23 protein-coding genes are annotated in these 23,560 nt (G+C 69.1%); 12 read left to right on the forward strand and 11 right to left on the reverse strand.

Going from position 1 to position 23,560, the window contains the following annotated elements:
- Positions 1 to 22: 22 nt before the first annotated feature.
- The 3 genes from I7X12_RS03160 to I7X12_RS03170 are packed head-to-tail and all read right to left on the reverse strand — an operon-like array spanning position 23 to position 3,083.
- Entirely contained in the window at positions 23 to 1,108 is a 1,086-nt protein-coding gene (locus tag I7X12_RS03160) for an ABC transporter permease (RefSeq protein WP_198062431.1), read from the reverse strand.
- Positions 1,105 to 1,920, reverse strand: a complete 816-nt coding sequence (locus tag I7X12_RS03165) for an ATP-binding cassette domain-containing protein (protein ID WP_198062432.1) — start codon at positions 1,918 to 1,920, stop codon at positions 1,105 to 1,107. Before I7X12_RS03165 ends, I7X12_RS03160 begins: the two co-directional genes overlap by 4 nt.
- A gap of 35 nt (positions 1,921 to 1,955) precedes the next feature.
- On the reverse strand, positions 1,956 to 3,083 hold the full coding sequence (locus tag I7X12_RS03170; RefSeq protein ID WP_198062433.1) for a sugar ABC transporter substrate-binding protein: 1,128 nt from the start codon (positions 3,081 to 3,083) through the stop codon (positions 1,956 to 1,958).
- Between the two features lie 347 nt (positions 3,084 to 3,430).
- Between I7X12_RS03170 and I7X12_RS03175 the strand changes: the two genes are divergently transcribed.
- From I7X12_RS03175 to mvaD, 7 genes are all read left to right on the forward strand, one after another.
- Complete coding sequence (locus tag I7X12_RS03175; protein ID WP_198062434.1) at positions 3,431 to 4,315, forward strand: GAF domain-containing protein; 885 nt, start codon at positions 3,431 to 3,433, stop codon at positions 4,313 to 4,315.
- Positions 4,312 to 4,986, forward strand: a complete 675-nt coding sequence (locus tag I7X12_RS03180) for a DUF7504 family protein (RefSeq protein ID WP_198062435.1) — start codon at positions 4,312 to 4,314, stop codon at positions 4,984 to 4,986. The genes I7X12_RS03175 and I7X12_RS03180 overlap by 4 nt, the downstream gene beginning before the upstream one ends.
- A gap of 107 nt (positions 4,987 to 5,093) precedes the next feature.
- Complete coding sequence (locus tag I7X12_RS03185; protein WP_179917977.1) at positions 5,094 to 5,732, forward strand: 50S ribosomal protein L1; 639 nt, start codon at positions 5,094 to 5,096, stop codon at positions 5,730 to 5,732.
- A 1-nt stretch (position 5,733) separates the two neighbouring features.
- Entirely contained in the window at positions 5,734 to 6,780 is a 1,047-nt protein-coding gene (locus I7X12_RS03190; protein ID WP_198062436.1) for a 50S ribosomal protein L10, read from the forward strand.
- Positions 6,781 to 6,782: 2 nt separating this feature from the next.
- Positions 6,783 to 7,130, forward strand: a complete 348-nt coding sequence (gene rpl12p / locus I7X12_RS03195) for a 50S ribosomal protein P1 (RefSeq protein WP_198062437.1) — start codon at positions 6,783 to 6,785, stop codon at positions 7,128 to 7,130.
- Positions 7,131 to 7,340: 210 nt separating this feature from the next.
- Positions 7,341 to 7,907: a thioredoxin family protein gene (locus I7X12_RS03200; protein WP_198062438.1), complete on the forward strand. Its 567-nt coding sequence runs from the start codon at positions 7,341 to 7,343 to the stop codon at positions 7,905 to 7,907.
- Between the two features lie 86 nt (positions 7,908 to 7,993).
- Positions 7,994 to 8,971 carry a phosphomevalonate decarboxylase MvaD gene (gene mvaD, locus I7X12_RS03205; RefSeq protein WP_198062439.1) on the forward strand — a complete coding sequence of 326 codons (978 nt, stop codon included), beginning with the start codon at positions 7,994 to 7,996 and terminating at the stop codon, positions 8,969 to 8,971.
- Positions 8,972 to 8,986: 15 nt separating this feature from the next.
- Here mvaD and I7X12_RS03210 read toward each other — a convergent pair whose 3' ends face one another.
- The 3 genes from I7X12_RS03210 to I7X12_RS03220 all read right to left on the reverse strand — a co-directional run bounded on the left by I7X12_RS03210 (position 8,987) and on the right by I7X12_RS03220 (position 11,381).
- Positions 8,987 to 9,913, reverse strand: coding sequence for a universal stress protein (locus I7X12_RS03210; protein WP_198062440.1), 927 nt, complete (start codon positions 9,911 to 9,913; stop codon positions 8,987 to 8,989).
- A gap of 79 nt (positions 9,914 to 9,992) precedes the next feature.
- Positions 9,993 to 10,421, reverse strand: a complete 429-nt coding sequence (locus I7X12_RS03215; protein WP_198062441.1) for a hypothetical protein — start codon at positions 10,419 to 10,421, stop codon at positions 9,993 to 9,995.
- A gap of 72 nt (positions 10,422 to 10,493) precedes the next feature.
- On the reverse strand, positions 10,494 to 11,381 hold the full coding sequence (locus I7X12_RS03220; protein ID WP_198062442.1) for a universal stress protein: 888 nt from the start codon (positions 11,379 to 11,381) through the stop codon (positions 10,494 to 10,496).
- A gap of 115 nt (positions 11,382 to 11,496) precedes the next feature.
- On the opposite strand from I7X12_RS03220, the gene I7X12_RS03225 reads away from it, so the two are divergent.
- Entirely contained in the window at positions 11,497 to 12,702 is a 1,206-nt protein-coding gene (locus tag I7X12_RS03225) for an NAD(P)/FAD-dependent oxidoreductase (protein WP_198062443.1), read from the forward strand.
- Here the strand turns inward: I7X12_RS03225 and I7X12_RS03230 are convergent, their stop codons facing one another.
- Both I7X12_RS03230 and I7X12_RS03235 read right to left on the reverse strand, forming a co-directional pair.
- Positions 12,703 to 13,698, reverse strand: a complete 996-nt coding sequence (locus I7X12_RS03230; RefSeq protein WP_198062444.1) for a chemotaxis protein CheW — start codon at positions 13,696 to 13,698, stop codon at positions 12,703 to 12,705.
- Complete coding sequence (locus I7X12_RS03235) at positions 13,695 to 14,591, reverse strand: ParA family protein (RefSeq protein WP_198062445.1); 897 nt, start codon at positions 14,589 to 14,591, stop codon at positions 13,695 to 13,697. Before I7X12_RS03235 ends, I7X12_RS03230 begins: the two co-directional genes overlap by 4 nt.
- Before the next feature lie 227 nt (positions 14,592 to 14,818).
- Between I7X12_RS03235 and I7X12_RS03240 the strand changes: the two genes are divergently transcribed.
- Complete coding sequence (locus tag I7X12_RS03240) at positions 14,819 to 15,340, forward strand: FlaD/FlaE family flagellar protein (RefSeq protein WP_198062446.1); 522 nt, start codon at positions 14,819 to 14,821, stop codon at positions 15,338 to 15,340.
- A gap of 60 nt (positions 15,341 to 15,400) precedes the next feature.
- Here I7X12_RS03240 and I7X12_RS03245 read toward each other — a convergent pair whose 3' ends face one another.
- Both I7X12_RS03245 and I7X12_RS03250 read right to left on the reverse strand, forming a co-directional pair.
- The gene (locus I7X12_RS03245) at positions 15,401 to 16,183 is read right to left on the reverse strand and encodes a TrmB family transcriptional regulator (RefSeq protein WP_198062447.1); all 783 of its coding nucleotides are present in this window, start codon (positions 16,181 to 16,183) and stop codon (positions 15,401 to 15,403) included.
- The gene (locus I7X12_RS03250) at positions 16,176 to 19,994 is read right to left on the reverse strand and encodes an MMPL family transporter (RefSeq protein ID WP_198062448.1); all 3,819 of its coding nucleotides are present in this window, start codon (positions 19,992 to 19,994) and stop codon (positions 16,176 to 16,178) included. The genes I7X12_RS03245 and I7X12_RS03250 overlap by 8 nt, the downstream gene beginning before the upstream one ends.
- 290 nt (positions 19,995 to 20,284) lie before the next feature.
- On the opposite strand from I7X12_RS03250, the gene I7X12_RS03255 reads away from it, so the two are divergent.
- A complete protein-coding gene (locus tag I7X12_RS03255; RefSeq protein WP_198062449.1) occupies positions 20,285 to 21,319 on the forward strand; it encodes a hypothetical protein in 1,035 nt (344 codons plus the stop codon).
- Between the two features lie 96 nt (positions 21,320 to 21,415).
- Here the strand turns inward: I7X12_RS03255 and I7X12_RS03260 are convergent, their stop codons facing one another.
- Positions 21,416 to 21,607 (reverse strand): hypothetical protein, encoded by a 192-nt coding sequence (locus I7X12_RS03260; protein ID WP_198062450.1) that lies wholly within the window; start codon positions 21,605 to 21,607, stop codon positions 21,416 to 21,418.
- 203 nt (positions 21,608 to 21,810) lie between these two features.
- Between I7X12_RS03260 and I7X12_RS03265 the strand changes: the two genes are divergently transcribed.
- Together I7X12_RS03265 and I7X12_RS03270 are read left to right on the forward strand one after the other, a co-directional pair.
- On the forward strand, positions 21,811 to 23,172 hold the full coding sequence (locus I7X12_RS03265) for a hypothetical protein (protein WP_198062451.1): 1,362 nt from the start codon (positions 21,811 to 21,813) through the stop codon (positions 23,170 to 23,172).
- 112 nt (positions 23,173 to 23,284) lie between these two features.
- Positions 23,285 to 23,455: a hypothetical protein gene (locus I7X12_RS03270; RefSeq protein ID WP_198063950.1), complete on the forward strand. Its 171-nt coding sequence runs from the start codon at positions 23,285 to 23,287 to the stop codon at positions 23,453 to 23,455.
- Positions 23,456 to 23,560: the final 105 nt, after the last annotated feature.

The following is a 23,560-nucleotide window of genomic DNA, read 5'->3' on the forward strand; positions in this document are numbered from 1 at the left end:
AGAGGAACGGAGAGAGAGGCAGTCAGCGGCGGATGAGGATGTCCAGCAGCACGGCGACGATGATGACGACGCCGGTGAGGAACTCCTGGAGTTCGACGGGCATCCCGTTGAGCACGAGCAGGACGGGGATGACGCCGATGACCAGCGAGCCGAGGAACATCCCGAGCAGGGTGCCCTCGCCGCCGAAGAGGTTGGTCCCGCCGATGACGACCGCGGCGATGACGAGCAGTTCGAAGCCGATGCCGGCCGACCCGAACATCGACCCGAAATAGGAGATGGCGACGACGCCGGCGAACGACGCCAGCACCGCCGTCAGCACGAAGTTGACGATCTTGACGCGGTCGGTATCGATGCCGGCCATGTCGGCGGCCGCCTGGTCGTCGCCGGTGGCGTAGACGTGGTAGCCGAATCGGGTCTTCTGGAGCAGGAACCCGAAGACGACCGTCAGGCCGATCGCCCAGAAGATCTGGTTCTGGATCTCCAGGCCGGCGACGGTGATGCTCCCGCCGAAGACGTCGATCAGCGCCAGATCCGGCGTCTGCCTGGACCCCGCGGGCGTGAAGTAGTAGGCGATGCCGCGGAGGACGCTCATCATCCCGATGGTCGTGATCAGCGACGGGACGCCGGCCTTCGTGACGATGACGCCGTTGGTCAGCCCGACCACGCCGCCGACCACCAGCACCGCGGCCAACGCGGCGAGGACGGTGAGGTTGAAGTCGTTCAGCAGCATCGCGAAGGTGATGCCGCCGACGGCGTACATCGACCCGACGGAGAGGTCGAACTCCCCGCCGATGATGAGGTAGGTCATGCCGATGCCGATGATGATGTAGGGCGCGACCGACCGGAACAGCCGGGAGGTGATACCGGACATCGAGCCCCAGTTGAAGAAGACGTCCGGTCGCGTGACCGCGATCAGTCCGAACAGGACCAGAAACCCGAAGAACACGCCGACCTCCCGCCTGGAGAACAGCCGTTCCAGCAGCGAGTCACCGGACCGGCTCACCGCCCGGGCGTCGCCGCTCTCGGCGGTCCCACCGTCGGTGGCGAACGTCGAACCGGCGGATTCGCGGTCACACCCGCCGGACGGCGATTCGTCCGCGTCGCTCATGCGGTGGTCCCCTCCGAGTCGGCGGTCCGCGAGAGGTCGAACTCCTCGAACTCGGACTCGTCTTCGGCGCCCATCATCAGCGCGATGACCTCGTTGCGGGAGACGTCGTCGGCCTCGCGGACGCCCATCAGCCGGCCCTGGGCCAGCACCGACACCCGGTCGGCGACGCCGAGGACGTGGCGGATGTTGTGGCTGATGAGGATTATCGTCAGCCCCTGGTCGCGCAGGTCGTCGATCACCCGGAGGACGTTGCGCGCGCCCTCGATCGACAGCGCGCTCGTCGGCTCGTCCATGATCAGGATGTCGGGGTTCGACTGGAGCGCGCGGGCGATCGCGACCGCCTGCTGCTGGCCGCCCGAGGTGTTCGCGACCTTCGCCTCGGGGTCGACGGGGATCTTCACGCGGTCGAGGTTCGTCTTCGCTTCCGCGACCATCTCCTCCTCGTCGACGAGGTGGAGCAGGCGACCGAGTGCTCCCATCCTGGTCGGCTCGTGGCCGAGGAAGACGTTCGCGGCGACGGTCTGGTTGGGCGCCAGCGCCAGTTCCTGGTAGACGGTCTCGATCCCCTGGGCACGGGCGTCGTTGTAGTCGTCGAACGACACCTGCTCGCCCCCGACGAAGATCTGTCCGCTGGTCGGCTCGTGGACGCCACAGAGCATCTTGATGAGCGTCGACTTGCCGGCGCCGTTGTCGCCGACCAGCGCCATCACCTCGCCCTCCCGAACCTCGAAGTCCACGTCCTCGACGGCGTGGATGTTCCCGAACCGTTTCGTGAGTCCGTCCGTGTAGAGTATCGGTTCCCGTTGGGACATTGCTGAAAATGCCGTGTTCGGCCGGCAGCCGGCGGTCAGGCGCCGTGGTACTCGCGGAGCTGGCCCCAACCGCCAGAGCGGGTCTGGGCGAACTCGATGTTCGACTCGTCGATGACCTCGGCGCCGGTCGGGTAGTCCTTCGGGGGCATCCCCCGGTCCATGTAGGCGAACATCTGCATCGTCGGGAAGTACCCCTGGCTGTAGGGGTCCTGGCCGATCGTGTACTTGAGGTTCCCGTTGTTGATGTGGTCGAGCGTCTCGCCGGTCAGGTCGAAGCCGCCGCCGACGACCGAGTCGGCCATCCCCTGGTTCGCGATGGCGTTGCCGATGAACCAGGTGAACGCGTCGGCGCCCATGATGCCGTCCAGGTCCGGATTCGCGGTGAGGTGGTTCTCGATCCGGGAGACCCCCTCGTTGGAGTCGCCGGTGTAGTTGAGCCGGTCGGTCACCTCGATGTCGGAGTTCTGCTGGACGGCCATCTCCATCCCCTGCGCCCGGGCCGACAGCGCGCTGTGGCCGGGGTCCGAGAGGCCGGGCGTCACCGTCGACGCGTCGTCGGGGAGCTTGTCGAGCATCGATAGCCCGCAGACGTAGCCCGCGGCGACCTGGTCCTGACCGGTGTAGGCCAGCGCTCGGCCGTACTTGTTTCGCATCTGTTCGCGGTCGAGCGCGAGCGTGTTGTAGGTCACCACCGGGATCTCGTTCTCCAGCGCCCGGTTGATCACGTCGTCGTAGGCCGCCGGGTCGGCGATCGTCGTCGCGATGACGTCCGGCCCGGAGTCGACGACGGAGTTGAGGATGTTGACCTGCTCTTGCACGCTGAACCCGCTCGACGGACCGGTGAACGTCGCCTCCCACCCGATCTGGCTGGCCGCGTCGTGCAGACCACCGATCGTCGGGTCGAAAAAGGAGGTGCTCGCGTCGTGGGTGACCATCGTGATCTGGCGCGACCCGGGCTCCGACGAGAAATCGAGCGTCGTCGGCGGCGGGTTCAGCTGTACGAGTTGATACTCGGGGGCGCCGCCGGCCCCCTCACCGTCACCACCGCCAGCGGTCCCGGTACTACCGCCACCACCCGACGTGTCCGTGGAATCGTCTCCCTGGGTACACCCGGCGAGCCCGCCGAGTCCCCCGACCGCCGCGACCGCACCGAGCTGCTTCATGACCTGGCGACGCGATACACCCTGGCCCACTCGAACCTCGGTTCTGTCCGTGGTATCACGGGACATGAAACACGGTACCAAGCTCCATCATTTAATCCTATTTATAGGTATGTTTTCGGGAACCGACTACCAGGTTGCCACTTCGACCCGTTTCGGTCACTAGTTCGAGGTCACGTGATTCGCAGGTCGACGGTGACGGAGTCGGAGCGAGCCGGGTCGAACCGGCCGCCGTCCACCCACGTCGCGCCCCAGGTATCACAGACGATATTTGGCCTAACGAGTAAGGTATCACCGCGAATACCACGGCGAAGCGAGTCGACGTATCCCTCTCGGAGGGGAGATACTCAATGTCAGGAATGCGCGTTCTCTGTGCGGACCCGGGCGAATCGGCCGGGCCGGCCACAGCGCTCGACGGAATCGGCATCCCGACGGTCGCGAGCGGGACGGTCGACGATGCGAAGGCACAGCTAACGGAGACCGACGTGGACTGTCTCGTCACCGAGTACGAGTTCCCGGACGGGTCGGGGCTCGAACTGGTCGACCACGTCCGCGAGACGGCACCGGACACCCCGTGTATCGTCTTCACGGAGACGCCGCCCACGGAGATCGACACGAGTCGATTCGAAGGGCTCATCGTGGAGTACATGCGCAAAGGGATGCCCGACGCGGGCGACCGCCTCGGCGCGACGGTCCAGGACCTGATCCAGTACAGCGGTCAGGTCGGCTACCTGCTCCCGGACAACGAGCGGGAGCGACTGGAGGCGCTGGACCGCTACGACCTCGACGCGATGGACGTGGGCGAGTGGGCCGACCGTATCTCGACGCTGGTCGCCAACCACTTCGACGTGCCCGTCGCGTTCGTCGGCCTCGTCGAGGAGAACGAGGAGAACTTCCTCGGCTGTCACGGCGGGGACTTCGACACGATCGACCGCCAAGACACCATCTGCACGCACACGGTCCTCGAGGAGGAGACGATGGTCGTCGAGGACATCACCGAGGACCACCGCTTCAAGAACAACGACACGTTGCTCTCGCTGGGCATCCGCAGCTACGCCGGCGCGAACATGGTCGACTCGACCGGGCACACGCTCGGGTCGCTCTGTCTCGTCGACTACGAACCCCGGGAGTACACCGACGAGCAGCTTGCCGACCTGCGGCGGTTCGCCGACGAGGCGGTCGAACAACTGGAACTTCGGCGGGAGATACTCGCGGCGCGTGAGGAGAGCCAATGAGCCTGAGAGCCACACAGCAGTACGACTTCGGTGACGTCCCGATCGACGCCGTCGACGGCGGCACGAGCATCCTCGTCTCCGGTCCGCGCGGCGACGGACTGGCGGATCTGTTCCACAGCCTCGTCGCCGCGACCGACGACGAGGAGGGCGTGGTCGGCATCAGCGCCGACGACGGGAGCCGCTCGTTCGAACGCGCCCACCGGAGCGCCGCCGGACTCGGCCGCGGGACCGACGTCGGCGTCGTCGACTGCTCGGGCGACTCGGGGATCGGGACTGGCGACGACGCCGCCGTCGCCGACCCGGGCGATCTGACCGCCGTCAACATGCAGTTCTCCGCGCTCTGTGACGAGCGCCGCTACGACGGGACAGAGCGCCTTCGGACGGGTCTGTTCTCGGTGTCGCCGCTCTGTGCCGCTTGCGACGACATGCGCGACGTGTACCGCTTCGTGCAGAACATCACCTCGCGCACGCGACGCAACGACGGGCTGTTCGTCTGCGCCATCGACCCGGAGGCAGACACGGGTCAGTTCGGTGACGGACGCAACATCACGGCGGGCCTGGAGCGAGCCTTCGCCGGCCACGTCCGACTGCGCCGCGAAGGCGCGTCGACCGAGGTCAAAGTCGACGGCCTCGGCCCCGGTGCCGACGAGTGGCAACGAGTGACGCTCTAGAGCGCGTTCGACGGCTTTAAGTGTCGCATCGGCGTTCGCCGAAACGAGACAGGCTTCGCCTGTTTCACTGACCCGTAGGAGCCGCTGGCGTACTACGGAGGTGAACAATGGCAGATCAGGAAATAGAGAACGCAGTTTCTCGCGCACTCGAGGACAGTCCGGCCCGGAACTTCCGGGAGACGGTCGACCTCGCGATCAACTTGCGCGACATCGATCTAGACGATCCGTCGAACCGCGTCGACCAGGACGTGGTCCTCCCGTCCGGGACCGGACAGGAGACCCAGATCGTCGTGTTCGCGGAGGGCGAGACCGCCCTGCGCGCCGAGGACGTTGCGGAGGAAGTCCTCAGTAGCGACGATCTCGCCGACCTGGGAGACAACGACAACGAGGCCAAGGACCTGGCCGACGAGACCGACTTCTTCCTCGCCGAAGAGTCGCTCATGCAGGACATCGGTCGCTACCTCGGGACCGTGCTCGGTCCCCGAGGGAAGATGCCCGACCCCATCGCGCCGGACGACGACGTGGTGGAGATGGTCGAGCGACTGAAAAACTCCGTCACCATCCGGAGCGGCGACCGACGCACCTTCCACACCCGCGTCGGTGCCGAGGACATGTCCGCCGAGGACATCGGCGACAACATCGACGTGATCCTCCGCCGCCTGCACGCAGACCTCGAGAAGGGTCCGCTCAACATCGACACCATCTACGTGAAGACGACGATGGGTCCGGCAGTGGAGGTCGCCTGATATGAGCGCCGAACGCAAGACCGAGACCATCCCGCAGTGGAAGCAGGAAGAGGTCGCCGACGTCGTCGAGATGATCGAATCGTACGACAGCGTCGGCATCGTCGACATCACCGGCATTCCCTCCCGACAGCTCCAGGACATGCGCCGGGACCTGTACGGGACGGCCGAACTGCGCGTCTCGCGCAACACGCTCATCGAGCGTGCGCTCGCGGAGGTCGACGCCGGTCTCGAAGACCTGACCGACTACGTGTCGGGCCAGGTCGGCCTCATCGGCACCAACGACAACCCCTTCGGCCTCTACCAGCAACTGGAGGCCTCGAAGACGCCGGCGCCGATCAACGCCGGCGAGGTCGCCCCCAACGACATCGTCATCCCGGAGGGCGACACGGGTATCGACCCCGGGCCGTTCGTCGGCGACCTCCAGCAGGTCGGCGCCGACGCCCGCATCCAGGAAGGGTCGATCCAGGTCCTCTCGGACTCGACGGTTCTCGAGACGGGTGAAGAGGTCTCGAACGACCTCGCCAACGTCCTGAACGAACTGGGCATCGAACCCAAGGAAGTCGGGCTGGACCTGCGCGCCGTCTACGCGGACGGCGTGCTGTTCGAGCCCGAGGAACTCGAACTGGACGTCGAGGAGTACCAGGCGGACATCGAGGCGGCGGCCGCACGGGGTCGCAACCTCTCTGTCAACGCCGTGTTCCCGACGGACCGGACCGCCGCGACGCTGCTGCAGAAAGCACGTGGCGACGCCAAGAGCCTCGCCCTGCAGGGCGCCATCGAGAGTCCCGGGGTCATGGACGACCTCGTCTCGAAGGCCGACGGACAGGTGCGAGCGCTGGCGGCGCAGGTCGACGACCCCGAAGCCCTCCCCGAGGAGCTCCAGGACGTCGACGAGCCCGCCGCAGCCGAATCGACAGACGACCAGACCGACACCGACGACGGCGCCGACGAGTCCGACGACGACGCCGAAGCCGAGGCCGACGAGGCCGCGGACGAGGACGACGATGACGACGAGGACGTCGGCGACGCCATGGGAGCCATGTTTTAACAATGGAATACGTTTACGCAGCACTCATCCTGAACGAGACGGACGCAGAGATCAACGAAGCCAACCTGACCGACGTGCTCGAGGCCGCGGGCGTCGACGTGGAGGAGTCCCGCGTCAAGGCGCTCGTCGCGGCGCTCGAAGACGTCGACATCGACGACGCCGTCGAGCAGGCCGCCGCAGTCCCCGCCGCGACCGGTGGGGCCGCAGGCGGCGCCGCAGCCGACGAGTCCGCCGACGAGGGCGGCGACGACGACGAGGCCGAGGAAGCCGACGCCGACGAGGGCGGCGACGACGACGACGACGAGGACGACGAGGCCAGCGGCGAGGGCCTCGGCGAGCTGTTCGGCTAACGTCCGGCCACACCTTCCTTCGATTTATTCCGCCGGCGAGCGTCGGCTATCGCGTGCTTCGGGGCCGAGACCGCTCGGGGTCGGCGTCGACCGACGATCGCGACGGGACAGTCGACCGCGAGCGACCACGCAACTCGTGGCGCGAACTGAGTGCCGTCGGTTGCTCTCACCCAAAGCGACTTTCTCCGGGGGCCCCTACCGTCGACCGTCATGGTCGCACTCGACTCCGAGGCGGACGCGTTAGACCGCGGCGACGCCGCACCGGCCTTCGAACTGCCCGGCGTCGACGGCGAGACCCACACGCTGGACGACTTCGCGGACAACGACGCCTTGCTCGTCGTGTTCACGTGTAACCACTGCCCGTACGCCCAGGCGAAGTTCGACGAGTTGAACGCGCTGGCCGCGGAGTACGACGACGCCGCCGTCGTCGGTATCAACCCCAACGACGCCGAGGCGTATCCGGAGGACTCCTTCGAGACGATGGTCGAGTACGTCGAGCGCGGGGCGGTGCAGTACGACGCCTACCTGCGCGACGAGAGCCAGGACGTCGCCGCGAAATACGGCGCCACCTGTACGCCGGACCCGTTCCTGTTCGCCCGCGAAGACGGCGCGTTCCGCCTGGCGTACCACGGACGCCTCGACGACGCGACGAACCCCGACGACGACCCGACCGAACGAGAGATGAAGCGGATCATCGACCGCGTGCTCGCCGGCGAGGACATCGACGACGAGTTCCTGCCCAGCCGGGGCTGCTCGATCAAGTGGCGCGAGGAGTGACGGGCAGCCGGCGGAGACGCGGCGGCCGCCGACGCGACCCGCCAGCGAGACGCAACTGCAAAGTACGGACCCGCGGATCCCCGGGTATGAAGGCGACCGCGAAGGCCCACCCGATCCAGGGGCTGGTCAAGTACCACGGGATGCGCGACGAACAGCTGCGACACCCGTACCACGACTCCATCAGCCTCTGTACCGCCCCGAGCCACACGAAGACGACCGTCGAGTTCGACCCCGACCTCGAGGACGACGAGTACGTCGTCGACGGTGAGCCCGTCGAGGGGAAAGGCGCCGACCGCATCCGCACCGTCGTCGACGAGGTCCGCGACCGCGCCGGCATCGACCACCGCGTCCGCTTTCGCTCGGAGAACTCGTTCCCGACGAACATCGGCTTCGGCTCCTCGGCCTCCGGGTTCGCCGCGGCGGCGATGGCCCTCTCGGAAGCCGCGGGGCTGGACCTCTCGCGACCGGAAGTCTCGGCGATCGCTCGCCGTGGCTCGGCCTCGGCCGCCCGCGCGGTCACGGGCGCCTACTCGCACCTGCGGACGGGTACCGACGACGAGGACTGCCGCTCCGAGCGCATCGACGTCGCCGACGAACTGGAGGACGACGTCCGGATCGTCGCCGGGATGGTCCCGAGCTACAAGGAGACCGACTCCGCCCACGCCGAGGCCGCAGAGAGCCACATGTTCGAGGGGCGGATGGCCCACATCCACGGCCAGATCGCGAAGATGCGCGGCGAACTCCGCGACGGCGACTTCGACGCCGCCTTCGAACGGGCCGAGCACGACTCGCTGTCGCTCGCGGCGACGACGATGACCGGCCCCTCCGGCTGGGTGTACTGGCAACCGCGCACCATCGAGATCTTCAACGCCGTCCGCGAGTTGCGCGAGGAGGGCGTGCCCGTCTACTTCTCGGTCGACACCGGCGCCAGCACCTACGTCAACACCACCGCCGAGCACGTCGACCGCGTCGAGGAGACCGTCTCCGACTGCGGCGTCGACACCCGCGTCTGGGAGGTCGGCGGTCCCGCCGAGATCCTGGGCGAAGACGAAGCGCTGTTCTGAACGGCGGGGCCGGGCTCACTCCGCCTCCTCGCCCTCGGGCCGTACGGACAGCATGGGCACGGAGACGTTACGCATCAGCCGTTCGGTGGTACTCCCCAGCAGCACCCGGTCGAGGCCGGTGTGGCCGTGGGTACCCATCGCCACGAAGTCGATGCCCGCCTCGTCGACGTACTCGACCAGCATCGACCCGGGCGACCCCTCCCCGACCTCGGTGACCGCGTCGAGCCCCTCGGCGCGGGCGCGCTCGGCGACGCGTTCGGTCGCTTGTTCGCCGCTCTCGACCATGGGTTCGAGCAGCCCACCGGTATCGGCGCCCGCCGCCCCGCCGGCGCCCCCGAGAGTGGCGTTCGCCCCAGGGGCGAGCGCGCTCACGTCGACGATGTAAACGGCGTGGACCGTCGCGTCGAAGGCACCGGCGACGGCGAGCCCGTGCTCGATCGCGACCTCGGCCGCGTCGCTCCCGTCGGTGGGTACCAGCACGTCGTCGTAGGCGGTGGGCGCCTCGCGGTCGGCCCGGTCGTCTTCGCCCCTGACCGTGACGACCGGAACCGGCGACCCGCGGACGACCCGTGCGCTCGTGCTGCCCGTGAGCACGCGGTCGACGACCGACCGTCCGGGGGTGCCGAGCACGACCAGGTCGTGGTCGCCGGCTCGGTCGAGGATCGCCTCGCCGGGGTCACCCTCGACGACGAGGGTGTCGACGGCGACGCCGCTGGCGCGGTCGGCGACCGACTCGACCGCTCGCTCGGTCTCGGTCTCCAGACTGGCGAGCGATCCCTCGTCGACGCCGCCGGCGTCGAACGGTCCCGCCGCTTCCTCCGCGTCGACGACGCCGAGGGCCGTCACTGACGCGTCGAACGCCGCGGCCAGCGCGAGCGCGTGGTCGGCGGCGAGGGCGGCCGTCGGACTCCCGTCGGTAGGCACGAGGATGGACTCGTACATACGCAGGGTTGGACCGCCGAGGGTTTCAACGACATGTCGGCGATCGCGTGTACCGGGCGGGGGCGGGAGCGCGGCGCGCTCAGAGCGTATCGTGGCCCCCGAGACTTGCCGTCAGCTGCTGGTGGGTCTCGAGGCCGCTGTCGAACCGCTGGAGGATCTGTGACTGATGGTCGGGACAGGCGGTGATGACGACCATCCCGCCGTCGACGGAGACCATGGGGCGGCTCGTGTCGTAGCGGGCGTTCCGACAGGCGGGGCAGGCGACCCCGCCGGCCGGGTAGTGGTCGAGCACGCGTGCGGCGCCCTCGGTGGTCAGCCCGCAGATCGTCGAGAACCGCTCGAGGTGCCGTTCGCAGCTCCGGACCGGGATCGTGAGGTGATCGAGCAACAGGAACGAGACGGTCCGGTCGCTCTCGTCGTCGATCACCGACTGGCAGGCCTCGCAGTCGACGACGGACCGGTCGCCGTCTCCCTCGGGCTCCGACCACGGGAACTCCTCGTCCGGCATCTACCCGGTCTGTGGGCTCCGGACGGGTAAGTGGTCGGTTGGCGGCAGCGCGCGGGCGGGGCGCCCGCGACCTCACCCGGCGTCGTCGGGGTGGACGGCCAGCACTGGGACCGGCGACCTGGTGAGGACCCGCTCGGTCGTGCTCCCGAGGAGGACCCGGTCGAGCCCGGTCCGGCCGTGGGTGCCCATCGCCACGATGTCGACCCCTTCCTCGTCGACGTAGTCGAGCAGGTCCGCGGAGGGGAATCCGTGCACCACGGTGGCCGTCGCGTCGAGGCCCTCGTCACGAGCGCGCTCGGCGACGGCTTCGACGGTCTCCTCACCCGCCTCCGTCTGCCGTTCGAGTCGCTGGGTCGGCGGCTCGACGCCGGACCCGGTCGTCATCCCACCCAGGTCGACGACGGTGACCGCGTGGACGGTCGCGTCGAACGCGTCGGCGACGGCGATCCCGTGGGCGACCGCGGCCTCGGCGGCGTCGCTGCCGTCGGTCGGTACCAGCACGTCGTCGTAGTCGGTGACGAGACCGGCGTCGGTCTCGCGGGCGGTCAGGACCGGCCGCGTCGTGTGCCTGACGACGTAGCGCGCGACGCTCCCGAAGACGAGCCGCGAGAGCCCGCGCCGCCCGTGGGTGCCCATCGCGACCGCGTCGAACTCCCCCTCGTCCGCGTACTCGACGATCGCCTTCGCGGGGTCGCCGTCGACGACGGCCGTCTTCACCGGCACGCGGTCGTCGGCCAGCGCAACCGTCTCTTCGACCACCGATTCGGACTCGCTCCGGACGCGCTCGCGGAACTCCCGGGAGACGCCGCCGGCGTCGAACGGCCCGGCGGCGGCTGCGATGTCGGCGACGCCGAGGACCGTCACGGACGCGCCGAACGCTTCGGCCAGCGAGACGGCGTGGCGGGCCGCTCGTTCGGCGTGTGCGCTCCCGTCGGTGGGCACCAGGATCGTCTCGTACATGGTCGGACGTTCGCCCGCTCGGTATTTCAAACCGGACGACCGTGCTCGGTCGGCGGAGACGGACCGAACGCCCGTCCGTCAGTGGGCTTTTTTCGGTTCGGCTCGCAGTTCCGCCATGCGCGTCGCCGTCTTCGGCGCCGGATACGCCGGCCTGACACTCGCCCGCGAGCTCGAATCGTCGCTCCCCGAGAGCGTGGACCTCGTCGTCGTCGACGAGGACGCCAGCCACCTCGTCCAGCACGAACTCCACCGCGTCGTCCGCCACCCCGGACTGGCCGAGGAGATCGTCGTCGATCTGGACGACGTGCTCGACCGGGCGACCGTCCGCGAGGCGACGGTCATCGACCTCGACACCGCGGCCGGCGTCGCCACGCTCGAGGAGGACGGCACTACCGAGGCACTGTCCTACGACGCCGGCGCCGTCTGCCTCGGCGCCGAGACGAACTACTACGACCTCGACGGCGTCGCCGAGCGCGCCACGCCGCTCAAGCGCCTGACCGACGCCGAGGCCGTCCGTGCGGAGTTCCTCGACGCCGTCGACGCGGGGACCGTCGACGACCCGGCCCGCGTCGTCGTCGGCGGTGCGGGGCTGTCGGGCGTCCAGGTCGCGGGCGAACTCGCCGCGCTCGCCCGCGAGGAGGGGGCGCGCGACGCCGTCGAGGTCGTCCTGCTCGAACAGGAGGACAGCGTCGCGCCGAACTTCCCCGAGAACTTCCAGCGCGCCGTCCGCGAGGAACTCGACGCCCGCGACGTCCGCGTCGAGACCGGCCGCGCCGTCGCGAACGCGGACGACGAGACCATCGCGTTCGCCGACGAGTCGACCCAGGACTACGACCAGTTCGTCTGGACGGGCGGCATCCGCGGCCCGGACGCCCTCCGCGGCGAGCGCCCGGTCGTCCGCGGAAACCTGCGCTACGAGGACGGCACCTTCGTCGTCGGCGACGCCGGGCGGATCGTCGACACCGACGGCCAGGCCGTCCCCGCCAGCGCCCAGGCGGCCATCCGCGAGGCCGGCGTCGCCGCCGACAACATCGTCCGGCTCGTCGACCACGAGCGCTCGGGCGAGGGCGGCTTCGAACCGCGGCTCGACGGCTACCGCTTCGACTCGCTGGGCTGGCTCGTCAGCGTCGGCGACGGCGCCGTCGCGCAGGTCGGCCCGAAAGTGTTGCGCGGTCGGTCGGCGAAGGCGCTGAAGACCACCGTCGGCGCCGGCTACCTCTCCAGCGTCGGCGCCGTCGAGAACGCGGCCGACCTCGTCCGTGAGGAAGTCGGGTGGCCGGATGAAGACGTAGAAGAACTGGCGATGGACGACGACCGCTGACTACCCGGCCACTTCGTCCAGGTCGAGTTCGGGCGTCGTCCAGATGACGAACTCGCCGTCGCGGTCGACGACGCCGTTGATGTGGTCCTGGTCGACGGGCGAGTCGTTGACTTCCTCCTCGGTGATGGGCGTCACCTGGTTCACGTCGTCGACGACCCAGCCGACGGCGCCCTGGTCGTCGAACGCGTCGGGGTCGAAGACGACGATGAGGTCCTTGCTTCCCGCCTCGGAGATATCGAGCAGGACCTTCGGGTCGAGGATGGTCGTGATCTGCCCGCGCAGATCGACGACACCCTCGACGCAATCGGGCGTGTTCGGCACGCGCGTGACGGTCTCGCGCTTGACGATCTCCTCGACGTACTCGATGTCGAGGCAGTACTGCTCGTCACCGAGGGTGAACTCCAGCACGCGAGTCTCCTCGCCGGTCTCCTGCTCCGCAGCCCTGCCGGCCGCACCGATACCCATCTCGGAACTCCCGGCGCCGTCCGCCGGTTCGCCGTCGCCAGCGGTCGACTCGGTGGAACTCAGTCCCGCCTGGCGAGCCATCTCTTCGACGTCGACGTCCACGTCCCCCACGTCGGCACCGGGGATGTGGATAGTGCCGTCGCCGTCGTCGGTGTCGGCACCACCGCCACCGCCGACCGCGTCCTCGTCGACGTCCAGGTCCGCCACTGCCTCCGCTGCCGCCTCGGAGACGGCGTCGTCGACGCTCTCGGCCGTCTCGGTCGGCTCGGCGGACTGGTCGTCCGAGTCGCCCGCCGCCACGGCTTCGGCGGATCCGTCGTCGGCTGCGGGGCCGCCGTCGTCGTCCGTCCCGGCCGTCTCCGTCGTCTCGACCGAGCCGGCAGACTCGTCGACGGTCGGCTCATCGACCGAATCGGGGGAGTCGTCGTCCGCGTCGACCCGGTCGTCGTCCTGTACCTCGTCGTCCGGCCGGGATCCCTCGCGCATCTCGCGGATGCGCCGCGCCCGGTCCATGCGTTCGTCGTCTGTCATGCTGGTACCTCCGCGTAGTCGAACTGCCGGTCGAGATCCGCCGCGATCGAGAGGAACACGTCGGCCATGTCGACCGACGGGTCGTAGGCGAAGATGGACTGTCCAGCCGAGAACGCTCGCTGGAGCGCCACTCGCTTGCGGACCTCCCAGACCGGGTCGTCGGCGAACACCGCCTCGAACCACTCCAGCATCGTCTCGTCCTCGCCGGTGGTCTCGACGCGGTTCGCCACGACACCGAGCGTCTCGACGGTGATTCCCGTCTGGGCCTCCAGCGCGCTCATCTGGTCGATGAGTAGCTCGATGGCCCGTTCGGAGGTCGCCTCGGTCAGCGCCGGGACGAGGATGTTCCGGGTCGCGTAGATGCCGGTGTCGGTGAGCTTGCCGTAGAACGGCGGGGAGTCGACGACGACGTAGTCGTAGTCGTCTTCGACGGCCCCGAGCGCGTCGTCGAGCGTGTCCAGGGCGTGCCCACCGGCGACGGTGTCGGGGGCGACGTTGACCGCCAGCGCCGACAGCGCCGCGGGATCGACGTCGACCTCGCCCTCGGTCGCGCGGGCCACGAGATCGGCGATGGTCAGCTCGCGCTCGGCCTGGAGCATGTCGATGTTGCTCGGGACCACGTCCATCTCGGGGTGCTCGATCACCAGGTCGGCCATCCGGTCGCGCTGGTCGCCGTCGGTCAGCACGTCGAACAGCGTCGGCGGTGCCGCGTCGTACTCCTCGAGCAGCCCCAGGCCCTCGGTCGCGTTACCCTGCGGGTCCAGGTCGACGAACAGCACGTCGCGACCGCGCTCGGAGAGCGCCCCCGCGACGTTGATCGCGACCGTCGTCTTGCCGGTCCCGCCCTTCGCGTTGGTCACGCAGATGCGCGCCGGTCCGGTACGTCTCGCCACGTTGTTCCCGAGTCGACGCTACCACCTCAAAAAGGTACGCGCCGGGCTATCAAACGTTGAAATCGGCGGACGGGAGCCGACCGTACGCGGGTCGGCGACCGACGACGGTTCGCGGTTCGACCGCCCGTGACGGCGTGTGAGCGACCGGAACCTCACCGAGACGCCGTCAGACGGGCGTCTGACCGTGTGCAAGATTTATCACGACGGGGCGGAATAACACGGTATCTATGACGATCAACCCCCGGGACTACGACCTGAACGAGTTGCGCGAGATGGCGCGCAAACGCGACGACCTCGACGACCCGCGGTCGAGCGACGGCCGGTCCGAGGACCCGCGGCCGGACGACCCGAGCGAGGCGGAGTGGGGCCCCCTCGACGACGTGGGCGAGGCGAGCATGTCCGCCGGTGACTCGTTCCGTGCGGGGCTCTACCGGGAACTTCTGCCACTGGTCGGCGGTTCCGACGACCTGGAGAAGCCGTATCTGCGCTCCGTCCCCGACACCTACGCCGCGGAGTTCGTCGTCTTCGAGTGGCTGGAGTTCCTGCTGATGCACGCCGGGTACAAGGGCGCCGCCGACGCCCTGCAGTACTACGAGTCGATCGACTGGATCACCGAGGACGTGGCCGGCCAGCTCAACGACTACCTGCTCGGGATCGACGAGACCGGCTCGAACGAGGGCAACGACCTCGACGTGGACGACCACATGCTCAGCCTCGTCTACGTCGCGAAACTCACCGGGATGCAGTGACGAGTCGCGAGAAGCGAACCGCACGGGTCGAAACGGAGCCGGTCGCGGGGGTGACCGGCGCTACAGTTCGGCGTCGATGTCGTCGACGACGTGACTGCGCAACAGCTCCAGCAGCACCGTCGCGATACCGGTGTCCGAGCTCCAGATGGCGGTCTCCTTGCGGACACCGGGCAGTTCCTCGCCGCCGAGAACGCTGAGCAGGATCGTGTGTCCGTCGACGGCGAGCAGCCGTCCGGCGGCGTCGTCCGTCGGATCGTCGGGGAACGGCGCGAGCGCCACCGCCGAATCGGCGAACGCGTCGGTGAGTGCGGGGTCGTCGGCGGCCGCGCTACAGACCCACACGTCGACCGACTCGGCCCGCTCGCGCAGGGCCGCCGCGACTTCCTCGTCGAGCAGGTCCGGCCCCCCGGCGTAGAGGACGCTCTCCTCGGCGTCGGCGACGATCTGACGGACCCGCGAGGAGACGTTGTTCCGGCCGTGAACCGTCCAGACGCCCTCCTGGTGTTCGTCTTTGTGGTCGGCACCCTCCCGGGCGCGTTCGAGGTACTCGAAGGCGCGGTCCTGCTCGCGTTCGAAGCGCTCGGCGAGCGTCTCGCGGGCCTCCTCCAGCGGGACCGCGCGGTACTGGATCGGGTTCGACTGCTGGACCTCGACGAGGCCGCGCTCTTCGAGGTTCTCGGCGGCGCCGTACACCTGCGAGCGGGGCACGTCGGTCATCCGGTCGACGTCGCGGGCGGTGCCGGTCCCCAGCCGTTCGAGGGCGACGAACACCCCCGCCTCGTACTTCGAGAGCCCGAGGCGCTGGAGGGCCTCGACCGCCTCGGCCTCGCCGTCGTCAGTCATCGTCCCCCTCCGTCCGCCGCTCGTCCGCGCGGGAGTCGCCCCGCGAGTCGCTCGCGTCCGCGCCGTTCGCGGCCGAGCCGTCCGTCGGCCCGTCGCTGGCGTGTTCGTCGAGCCACGCGTGCGTGACGCGCTCGAACGCCTCGGGCGAGAGCCGGCCGACCGCGAGGTGGCGGCCCGCGTCCGCGACGTCGCGGGCGTCGACGGGGCCGTCGGCGAGGATAGCCCCCGCCACGTCCGTCGTGACCGGTGCGGCGTCCGGACCGGCGACGGGGACGACGTGGTCGGGCAGGAGCAACTCGCCGTCGAACGCCACGGTCTCGCCGTCGACCAGTCCTTCCGGAACCGCGAGCGTGTACTCGAGTTCCGCGGGCTGGCTCCCCTCGTCGTCGAGTTCCCAGACGGCGTACACCCGCCCGTCGGCGGCGACCCGCTCGATGGGGTCGGGCGAGACGCGATCGATCGTGACCGACCCGACCGACGGCGCCTCGCGGAGGACGACCCGGCCCGTGGCCGACTGGAGCGTGACCGTCACGCGCGCCGTCCCGCCGGGATAGACGCGGGTCGGCTCGACGGACCGAGTGGCGTACGGTACCGCGTCGCCGTTGGTCCGGGCGCTGGCCGTCGGCGTCGCGGCGGTCGTCGCCGCACCCGACGGTCGGGCCGAATCGACGCCTGCAGCGACACCGTCGCCGGTGTCGGTCGGTCCGTCCGTCGCCGTCGGAGACTGGCCGTTGGCGCCGCCGGGGATCGGGTCGGCGGCCGACGCGTCGCCGTCGGGGCCTTCGTCGGTGTCCCCGGCCTCGAAGGCGCCGGCGGGCCCGAGGTGGCGGCTCCACACCGCCAGCAGGCTCGGGAGGACGAACACGCTCGCGAGGAACGCGTAGACGATCGTGAGTCCGGTGATGAAGCCGAACTGCTGGAGCGGCGGCAGGATGGCAAAGACGAGGACGCCGAAGCCGCCGACGGTCGTCGCCGCCGACCCGAGCAGCGCACCGCCGGTCCCCGTCACCGCGGTGTGCATCGCCTCGCTGCCCGACCCCTGTCGGTCCAGTTCGAGGCTGAACCGCTCGCTGAGGTGGATGCTGTAGGCCACCCCGAGCCCGATGGTCAGGCTCGTGATCATCCCCGTCAACACGTTGAACGGGATATCGAGCAGGTACATCGTCCCGAGGATCCACGAGACGTTGAAGACGACGGGAAGCAAGGTGACGAGACCGAGCGTCGCCGACCCCTCCGCTACCCGATAGACCACCATCAGGAAGACGAACGAGACCACGAGCGTGATGATCAGGCTCTCGACGACCGTGGTGAGCAGGTCCGACTGGACGATCTCGTTGACGATCGGCCGGCCCGTGGCGACGACGGTCACGTCGCCGCCGGAGACGGCCGACTCGACGTCGTCCATCTGGGTGGTGACCGCCGACCCCGAGGCGCCGCCCCGCAGCGACGCGGTGAGCAGCAGGGCCTCGTAGTCGCCGTCTTCGCGCTGGATATACTGGCGGGCCTGGTCGGGCGCCGTCTCGTAGAGCGCGTCGAAGACGCCCGTCACGTCGCGGTCGGGCAGGCCGTCGCCGTCGGTGTCGCTCGCTGCGAGCGTCGCGTTGAACGTCTCGTTGGTCGCCGCGACCGACCGCATGACGGTGAGCGGACTCCGAACGTCCGCCTCGCCGTTCGAGAGCGTGACCGTCACGTCCTTCTCGGCGGCGAGTTCGCCGGTCCTGTTCACCCGTTCGAGCGCGTCCCCGGTCGCCACGTCGCCCTCGAAGAGGAACTCCGCCGTGGCGTCCTCCCGGAGGAAGTTGTCGTTGACGTACTCGAAGGTCGCCCGCATCGAGTACTCGCCGGGCTGCATCTCCTCGGGCAGGTTGTCCATCCAGTCGGGCGGTTCCTCGGCGATGAAGTCCGTCTGCGCGAAGGAGGTGTCGACGCTGGTCGCGCCGTAGGCCCCGCCGGCGCTGATCAGCAGCGTGAGGACGATGACCGCCCACGGCGCCCGGTCGGCGGCGGTCGCGCCCACTTCGAGCAGGCGCCCGAACGCGCCGCCGCCGGTACCGAACGCCCGCTTGCGGCGGTCGAAGCCCCGGCTTTCGAGGAACGCGTCGGCCTCGACCTTGATCGCCGGGATCAGCGCGCCGAAGACGACCAGCGCGCCGACGATACCGATAGCGCTGACGACCCCGAACTCGCGGATCGGACCGACGGGGCTGGTGAGGTTCGAGAGGAAGCCGATGACCGTGGTCGCGGTCACCAGCACCAGCGCCGTCCCGACCCCGGCCAGCGCAGTCCGCATCGAGCCGGCGACCGCCGCGGGACCCTCGCTGTCTCCGCCCTCACCGTGCGACTCGCGCGCCTCACGGTGGCGCATGAACACGTGTATCGCGTAGTCGATCGAGAGCCCGATGAGCAGGACGGGGATGGCGACGAACAGCTGGTTGAACGCCACGCCCATCCAGCCCATGTAGCCGAAGGTCAGGAGGAGCGTGAGCGCCAACCCGAAGACGCCGAGCAGGATGTCTAGCAGGTCCCGATAGGCGATGGTCAGCACCACGAGGACGAACAGGACCGCGAACGGCCCGACGACGGTGAGGCTGTCCTGCATCGACCGGTTGGTCTCGTCGGCGATGATGCCCGCGCCGAAGACCATCGCGTCGCCGCTCAGCCGGTCGTGGGCGATCGACTGGATCTCCGTCTGGGAGTCCTGGATGCGTGCGCTCGCCGACCCCTGGGCGACCGCCGATTCGGTCGTCTGCGTGACGACGACCATCGTCGCGTTGGCGCTCGTCGAACCCGGCTCGTAGCTCGTCGGCATCAGCGCGAACGCACCCGCGCCGCTGCCCTCGCTCAGCACCCCTTCGACGCTCGCCTCGACCGCCGAGGCGTTCATCGACTCGATCCGCTCGATCTGCTCGGAAAGCGGCGGCGTCGAGCCGTTCTCGACGGCGGTTCGGAGCGCGGTCCGGTCGGCCTGTAGCGCCGTGGCTCGCTCGCCCAGCGCGCGTGCGTCCGGCGCGAGGACGCCCTCGATCCCGGCGTACACCTCGCCGAACTGCGCCTGGATCTCGCCGGACCGCTGACGGTAGGTCGACTCGTCGATCTCCCCCTGTCCGTAGGAGGCGTTGAGCGAGGCCAGCTGTGACTGGAGCGTCCGCGCCTGTGCGGTCAGGTTCGCGAACGTCTCGGTCTGGTTGGCCGACAGTCCCGCCGTGGCGTCGGTCCGGACGGCGGTCAGGTTGCGCTCGATAGCGGCCGACCGCTGCTCGTAGGTCGCGTCGTCGACCTCGCCGCGCTCGTAGGTGCGGTTGAGCGCGACGTAGTCCTGTTGCAGTCCTCGCGTCCGGTTCAGGGCGTCGCTCAGCCGATCGCCCGTCGCGTTGAGCCGCTGGCGGTCGGCCTGCAACGCCCGACCGCGCTCGGTGAGGGTCGCCGCCTGTTCCTCCCGGATCGCAGCGGTCGCGACGACGTTGGCGACCCCGGCGGGCGCCTGCGACGCCGAGAGCGTCCGGTTTATCGAGTCGTCCTCCACGAGCGCCCGCTCGAAGCGCAACTGTTCGAGCAGGGACTCCCTGGTCAGGACGTTGTCCTCGCGGACGATCACCTGAACGGTCGTCGTGTTCGCGCCCGACCCGAAGTTCGAGTCGACGTACTCGAGCTTCTCGGCCTCGTCGGAACTCGTCTCGAACTGCGACAGCGACGCCGAGTCCTCGACCTGCGCCGCACCGGCGCCGACCGCGCCGATCACCACGAGCAGGGCCACAATAACCAGCCGTCGGTGTTCGACGACCGCGTCGGCCACGTCGTCCATCCCGACCATCAGCGGTGCCTCCGCCGGTCTCCAGATCTGTGTGCGCTCATGACGACAACTCTGTTGTTAGAATCCTACTAACGATTCGGCTTAAGACTACCGAAGCGACCACGAGCGAGTGGGCCGGTAGGCGGACGGCCCTCGCCCCGGTGGCCCGGACCGACCGGCGGGCAGACGGCCCGAGGACTCCTGGCACCTAATTTCCGGACCGGCCGTCCCTAATTTCCGAGGGGAGCCACGTTCACAGAAACGATAATGTACGGGGTAGCTTTATCCGGGGTGACGGTAAAGCCGGGGATATGAGCGACGACGAGCCGGTGCCCATCGGCGTGAAGCTCGGCAGCACTCGCACGGTGATCGCCTACCCCGACGACGACGGCGAGATCGAGACGATCCGGACGTTGACCTGTCTCGCCACGTACGAGGACGCTCTGACGGGCGAAGAGCGCGTCCTCTACGGCGAGGAGGCGGCCACCGAGTACCCAGACGAGGTCCAGTTCATGCTTCGGTCGGGCCTGCCGGAGGACGAGGACCGGGCGGAACTGACGAAGACCTTCTTCGAGGAGGTCATCGACGCCAACGGCGTGCCCGAAAACTCCGGCGTCGTCTACGCCATCCCGACCATCGACAACCCCGAGGGCCTGGCGAATCTCGAAGGCGTGATCGAGGACTCCTCGATCGGCTCGGCTCTGGTCGAAAGTTACCCCGAGTCGCTGTGTGGCGCGATCCCCGCTCGCGGCGACGACCTCGAAGCGATCGAGGAGATCTTCGTCGCCGTCAACATGGGGTCGACGAACCTCGAAGCCTCCGGCTATCGCCGCGGCGAGCAACTGGCGCCGTTCACGACCGGCGCCGTCACCGGCAACGAGGTCGACCGGACGATCGCCAACTACGTCGAGGAAGAGACCCAGGGCCGGGTCAACATCGACACCCAGACCGCCCGGGAGTACAAGGAGGAACACGCCGACTTCGAGGAGTTCGAGCCCTTCACCGACATCATCCAGCAGCCCGGCGGCGGCTCTCACGAGTTCACCATCGAGCGGTCGGTCATGGACGCCTGCAACGAGTACCTCGACGACGCCGTCGAGGAGTTCTGTAACACCTTCCTGCCGGAACTGGCCAACGACTACATGAAGGTCTACCAGCTGGCGCTGGACAACCGCATCGTCCTGACCGGCGGCATGGCTTGCATCCCCGGCATCGTCGAGGAGTTCGAGAAGCGGGTCGGCGAGGAGCTCGACCGCGAGGTCGAGGCCGTCGCCGCCGACCACCCGGACATCTCGCCCTCGCTGGGCGCCCAGCGCATCGCCGGGCGACTCGTCGACAACGTCTGATACGGATTACTACGAGACAGTCCGGGATCGACCGCACGACGGCGTGCGCTCGACCCGGTACTCGCTTGCAGTAATCCGTATGCGGAAGCGGCGGGCCTACGCGCCGGCCCAGCATTCGACCCAGGAGACGAACCCGCGGGTCGCCGCGTCGAGCTCGCCCTCGCCCGTCCGCCGGTCGCAGTGGGTCGCGCCGTCCGCGCCCGTCCCGTCGTCCGCGGCCGTCCGCTCGCCCGTACCCGTTCCGTCGCCCGCGAGCTCCGCGGGCAACCGTATCGTGAATCGTGCCATCCACGGCTCTCTTTCGAAAGATCACACGTAAAACTCAGTCAGACGCGCGTCTGCCGACAGCCGGACTCCCGGTCGTTCGGCCGACTACCCCCGCGGTGGCCGGGTCGGACGAGTGACCGAGTGGCGACGGCCCGACACGTATCCGCTGACCTATCAACGACCGAACCTAGCCACTCATTAGCTCCCGGTCTGTATCCGATACTATGGCCCCAATTATCAGTGAAGATAACATCGAGGGCGTCGACGAGGCGACCCTCGGGGGGACGGGGCGAGGGGGGATCCTGTCGGACGGCTACCTGCGCGAGGCGCCGTTAGCGTCGTACCTGGACGAGGGGGAACGGCCCGTGATGGTGCGATCGAACGGGAAGAAGGGGGTTCTCCGCAGCGAGGTCGGCGTCGACGAGACCGAGCGGATCGCGCCGGGCGAGGGGTACCGGGCGTTCGCGCTGGCGACGGACGCGCGGCTGCGCTTCGTCGTCGGTGCTACCGACGACGGTGACCGGGCGGTCGACGTGTCGCTGGCGGACGTGGAGGTCGTCGAGCACAGCGACGGCCTCCTCGCCGGCGAGTTCGTCGTCACGACGGCGGCGGACGTGGAGTGGTACTTCCCGAGCCGGTCGGGACTGGAACCGATGGTCGAGTACCTCGACGCGGCGTCGCTGTCGTGGATCGCGATCGAGGAGCGGCTTGACGACGCGCGGGCCGCTATCGCGGAGGCCCATCGGCTGACCCGGGCGCGGTGGTACGACGACGCGCTGTCGGCCGTGCGGGACGCCATGGCCGAGACCGACGCCGCGCGCCGGAGCGAGCGTGAACTCTGCGCCGGCGGGGTCTCCGTAGCGACCGAGCGGATCGAACGCGCGGAAGCACGGATCGACGAAGTGCAGCGCTCCGTGCTGGAGGGGCGAGCGGCCCGCGCGATCGACCGCGCCGAAACGCGGTGGCGCGAGGGCGAGTACGCGAACGCCCACGACGCCTACGGGCGAGCACACGACGACTACGAGGAAGCACTGACGACGGTCTCCGTGAGCGGGTCGACCGACGGGGGGGTCGCCGAGCGACTCCGGAGGAAACTCGATAGAGTGGAACGCAACGTCGCGGCGCTCGAACGGGCGCCGGTGGACTCGGCCGAAGAGGCCCGCGAGCGGGCCCGGGAGACCGACGACCTCCGCGAGCGGGGCGACCGCCTCGACTTCGCGCTGGACCGCTACCGGACCGCCCTCGAACTCGACTGGGGTCGGTCGACCCGCCGGTTCGAGGGGGATCGGGCGGCGATCCGCGACGCGGTCGACGCGGTCGCGCGGGACCTCGTCGAGACGCGCCGCCGATACGCCACCTGGCGCGTCCGCACGGGCGACGATCACCGCGAGGAGGGCCGGACAGCGCGGGCGGAGTCCTGTTACCGCGACGCCTACGACGCCCTCGGCGAAACCGTCGCGCCGGCCCGAGAGCTGGTCCCCGACGCCCTCGACGCGCTGACCGCACACCGCGACGCCGTCGCGGACCGGCTGCGTCGGCTCGACACGACCGACGACCAGACGCCGATCCCCAGCGGATCACACTGAAGACCGCGTTTTCTGCCCGTCTAGGGGCGATTCCGCCCGAAAGCTACCACGATCGCCGTCGAGCCGCGGGAACGTAACTATTTATAGTGTGCCCCACCATATTAGGAATATAATGCCCGAGTGCCCGAACTGCGGCGAGCGCATGAGCCACAACGACGAGACGACGAAGCTGACAGAGTACGTCTGCGCTCGCTGTCACCGGACGGAGATCGTGCGAAAGGACGCGTATCGCGTGACGGCCGAGGGGCCGGCTGCGGCCGCTGCGGTCGCCGACGACGACTGATCGGGACGCGCCTCGTTTTGGCCGTTGGCGACGCTCGCGAGCGGTGCGTGGCGGCTCGAAACCGCGCCGTTGGGCGACCGTCGGTGGTGAGAACTCGCGCGGCGT

The sequence above is a fragment of the Halosimplex litoreum genome (assembly GCF_016065055.1).
GTDB classification, from domain to species: domain Archaea; phylum Halobacteriota; class Halobacteria; order Halobacteriales; family Haloarculaceae; genus Halosimplex; species Halosimplex litoreum.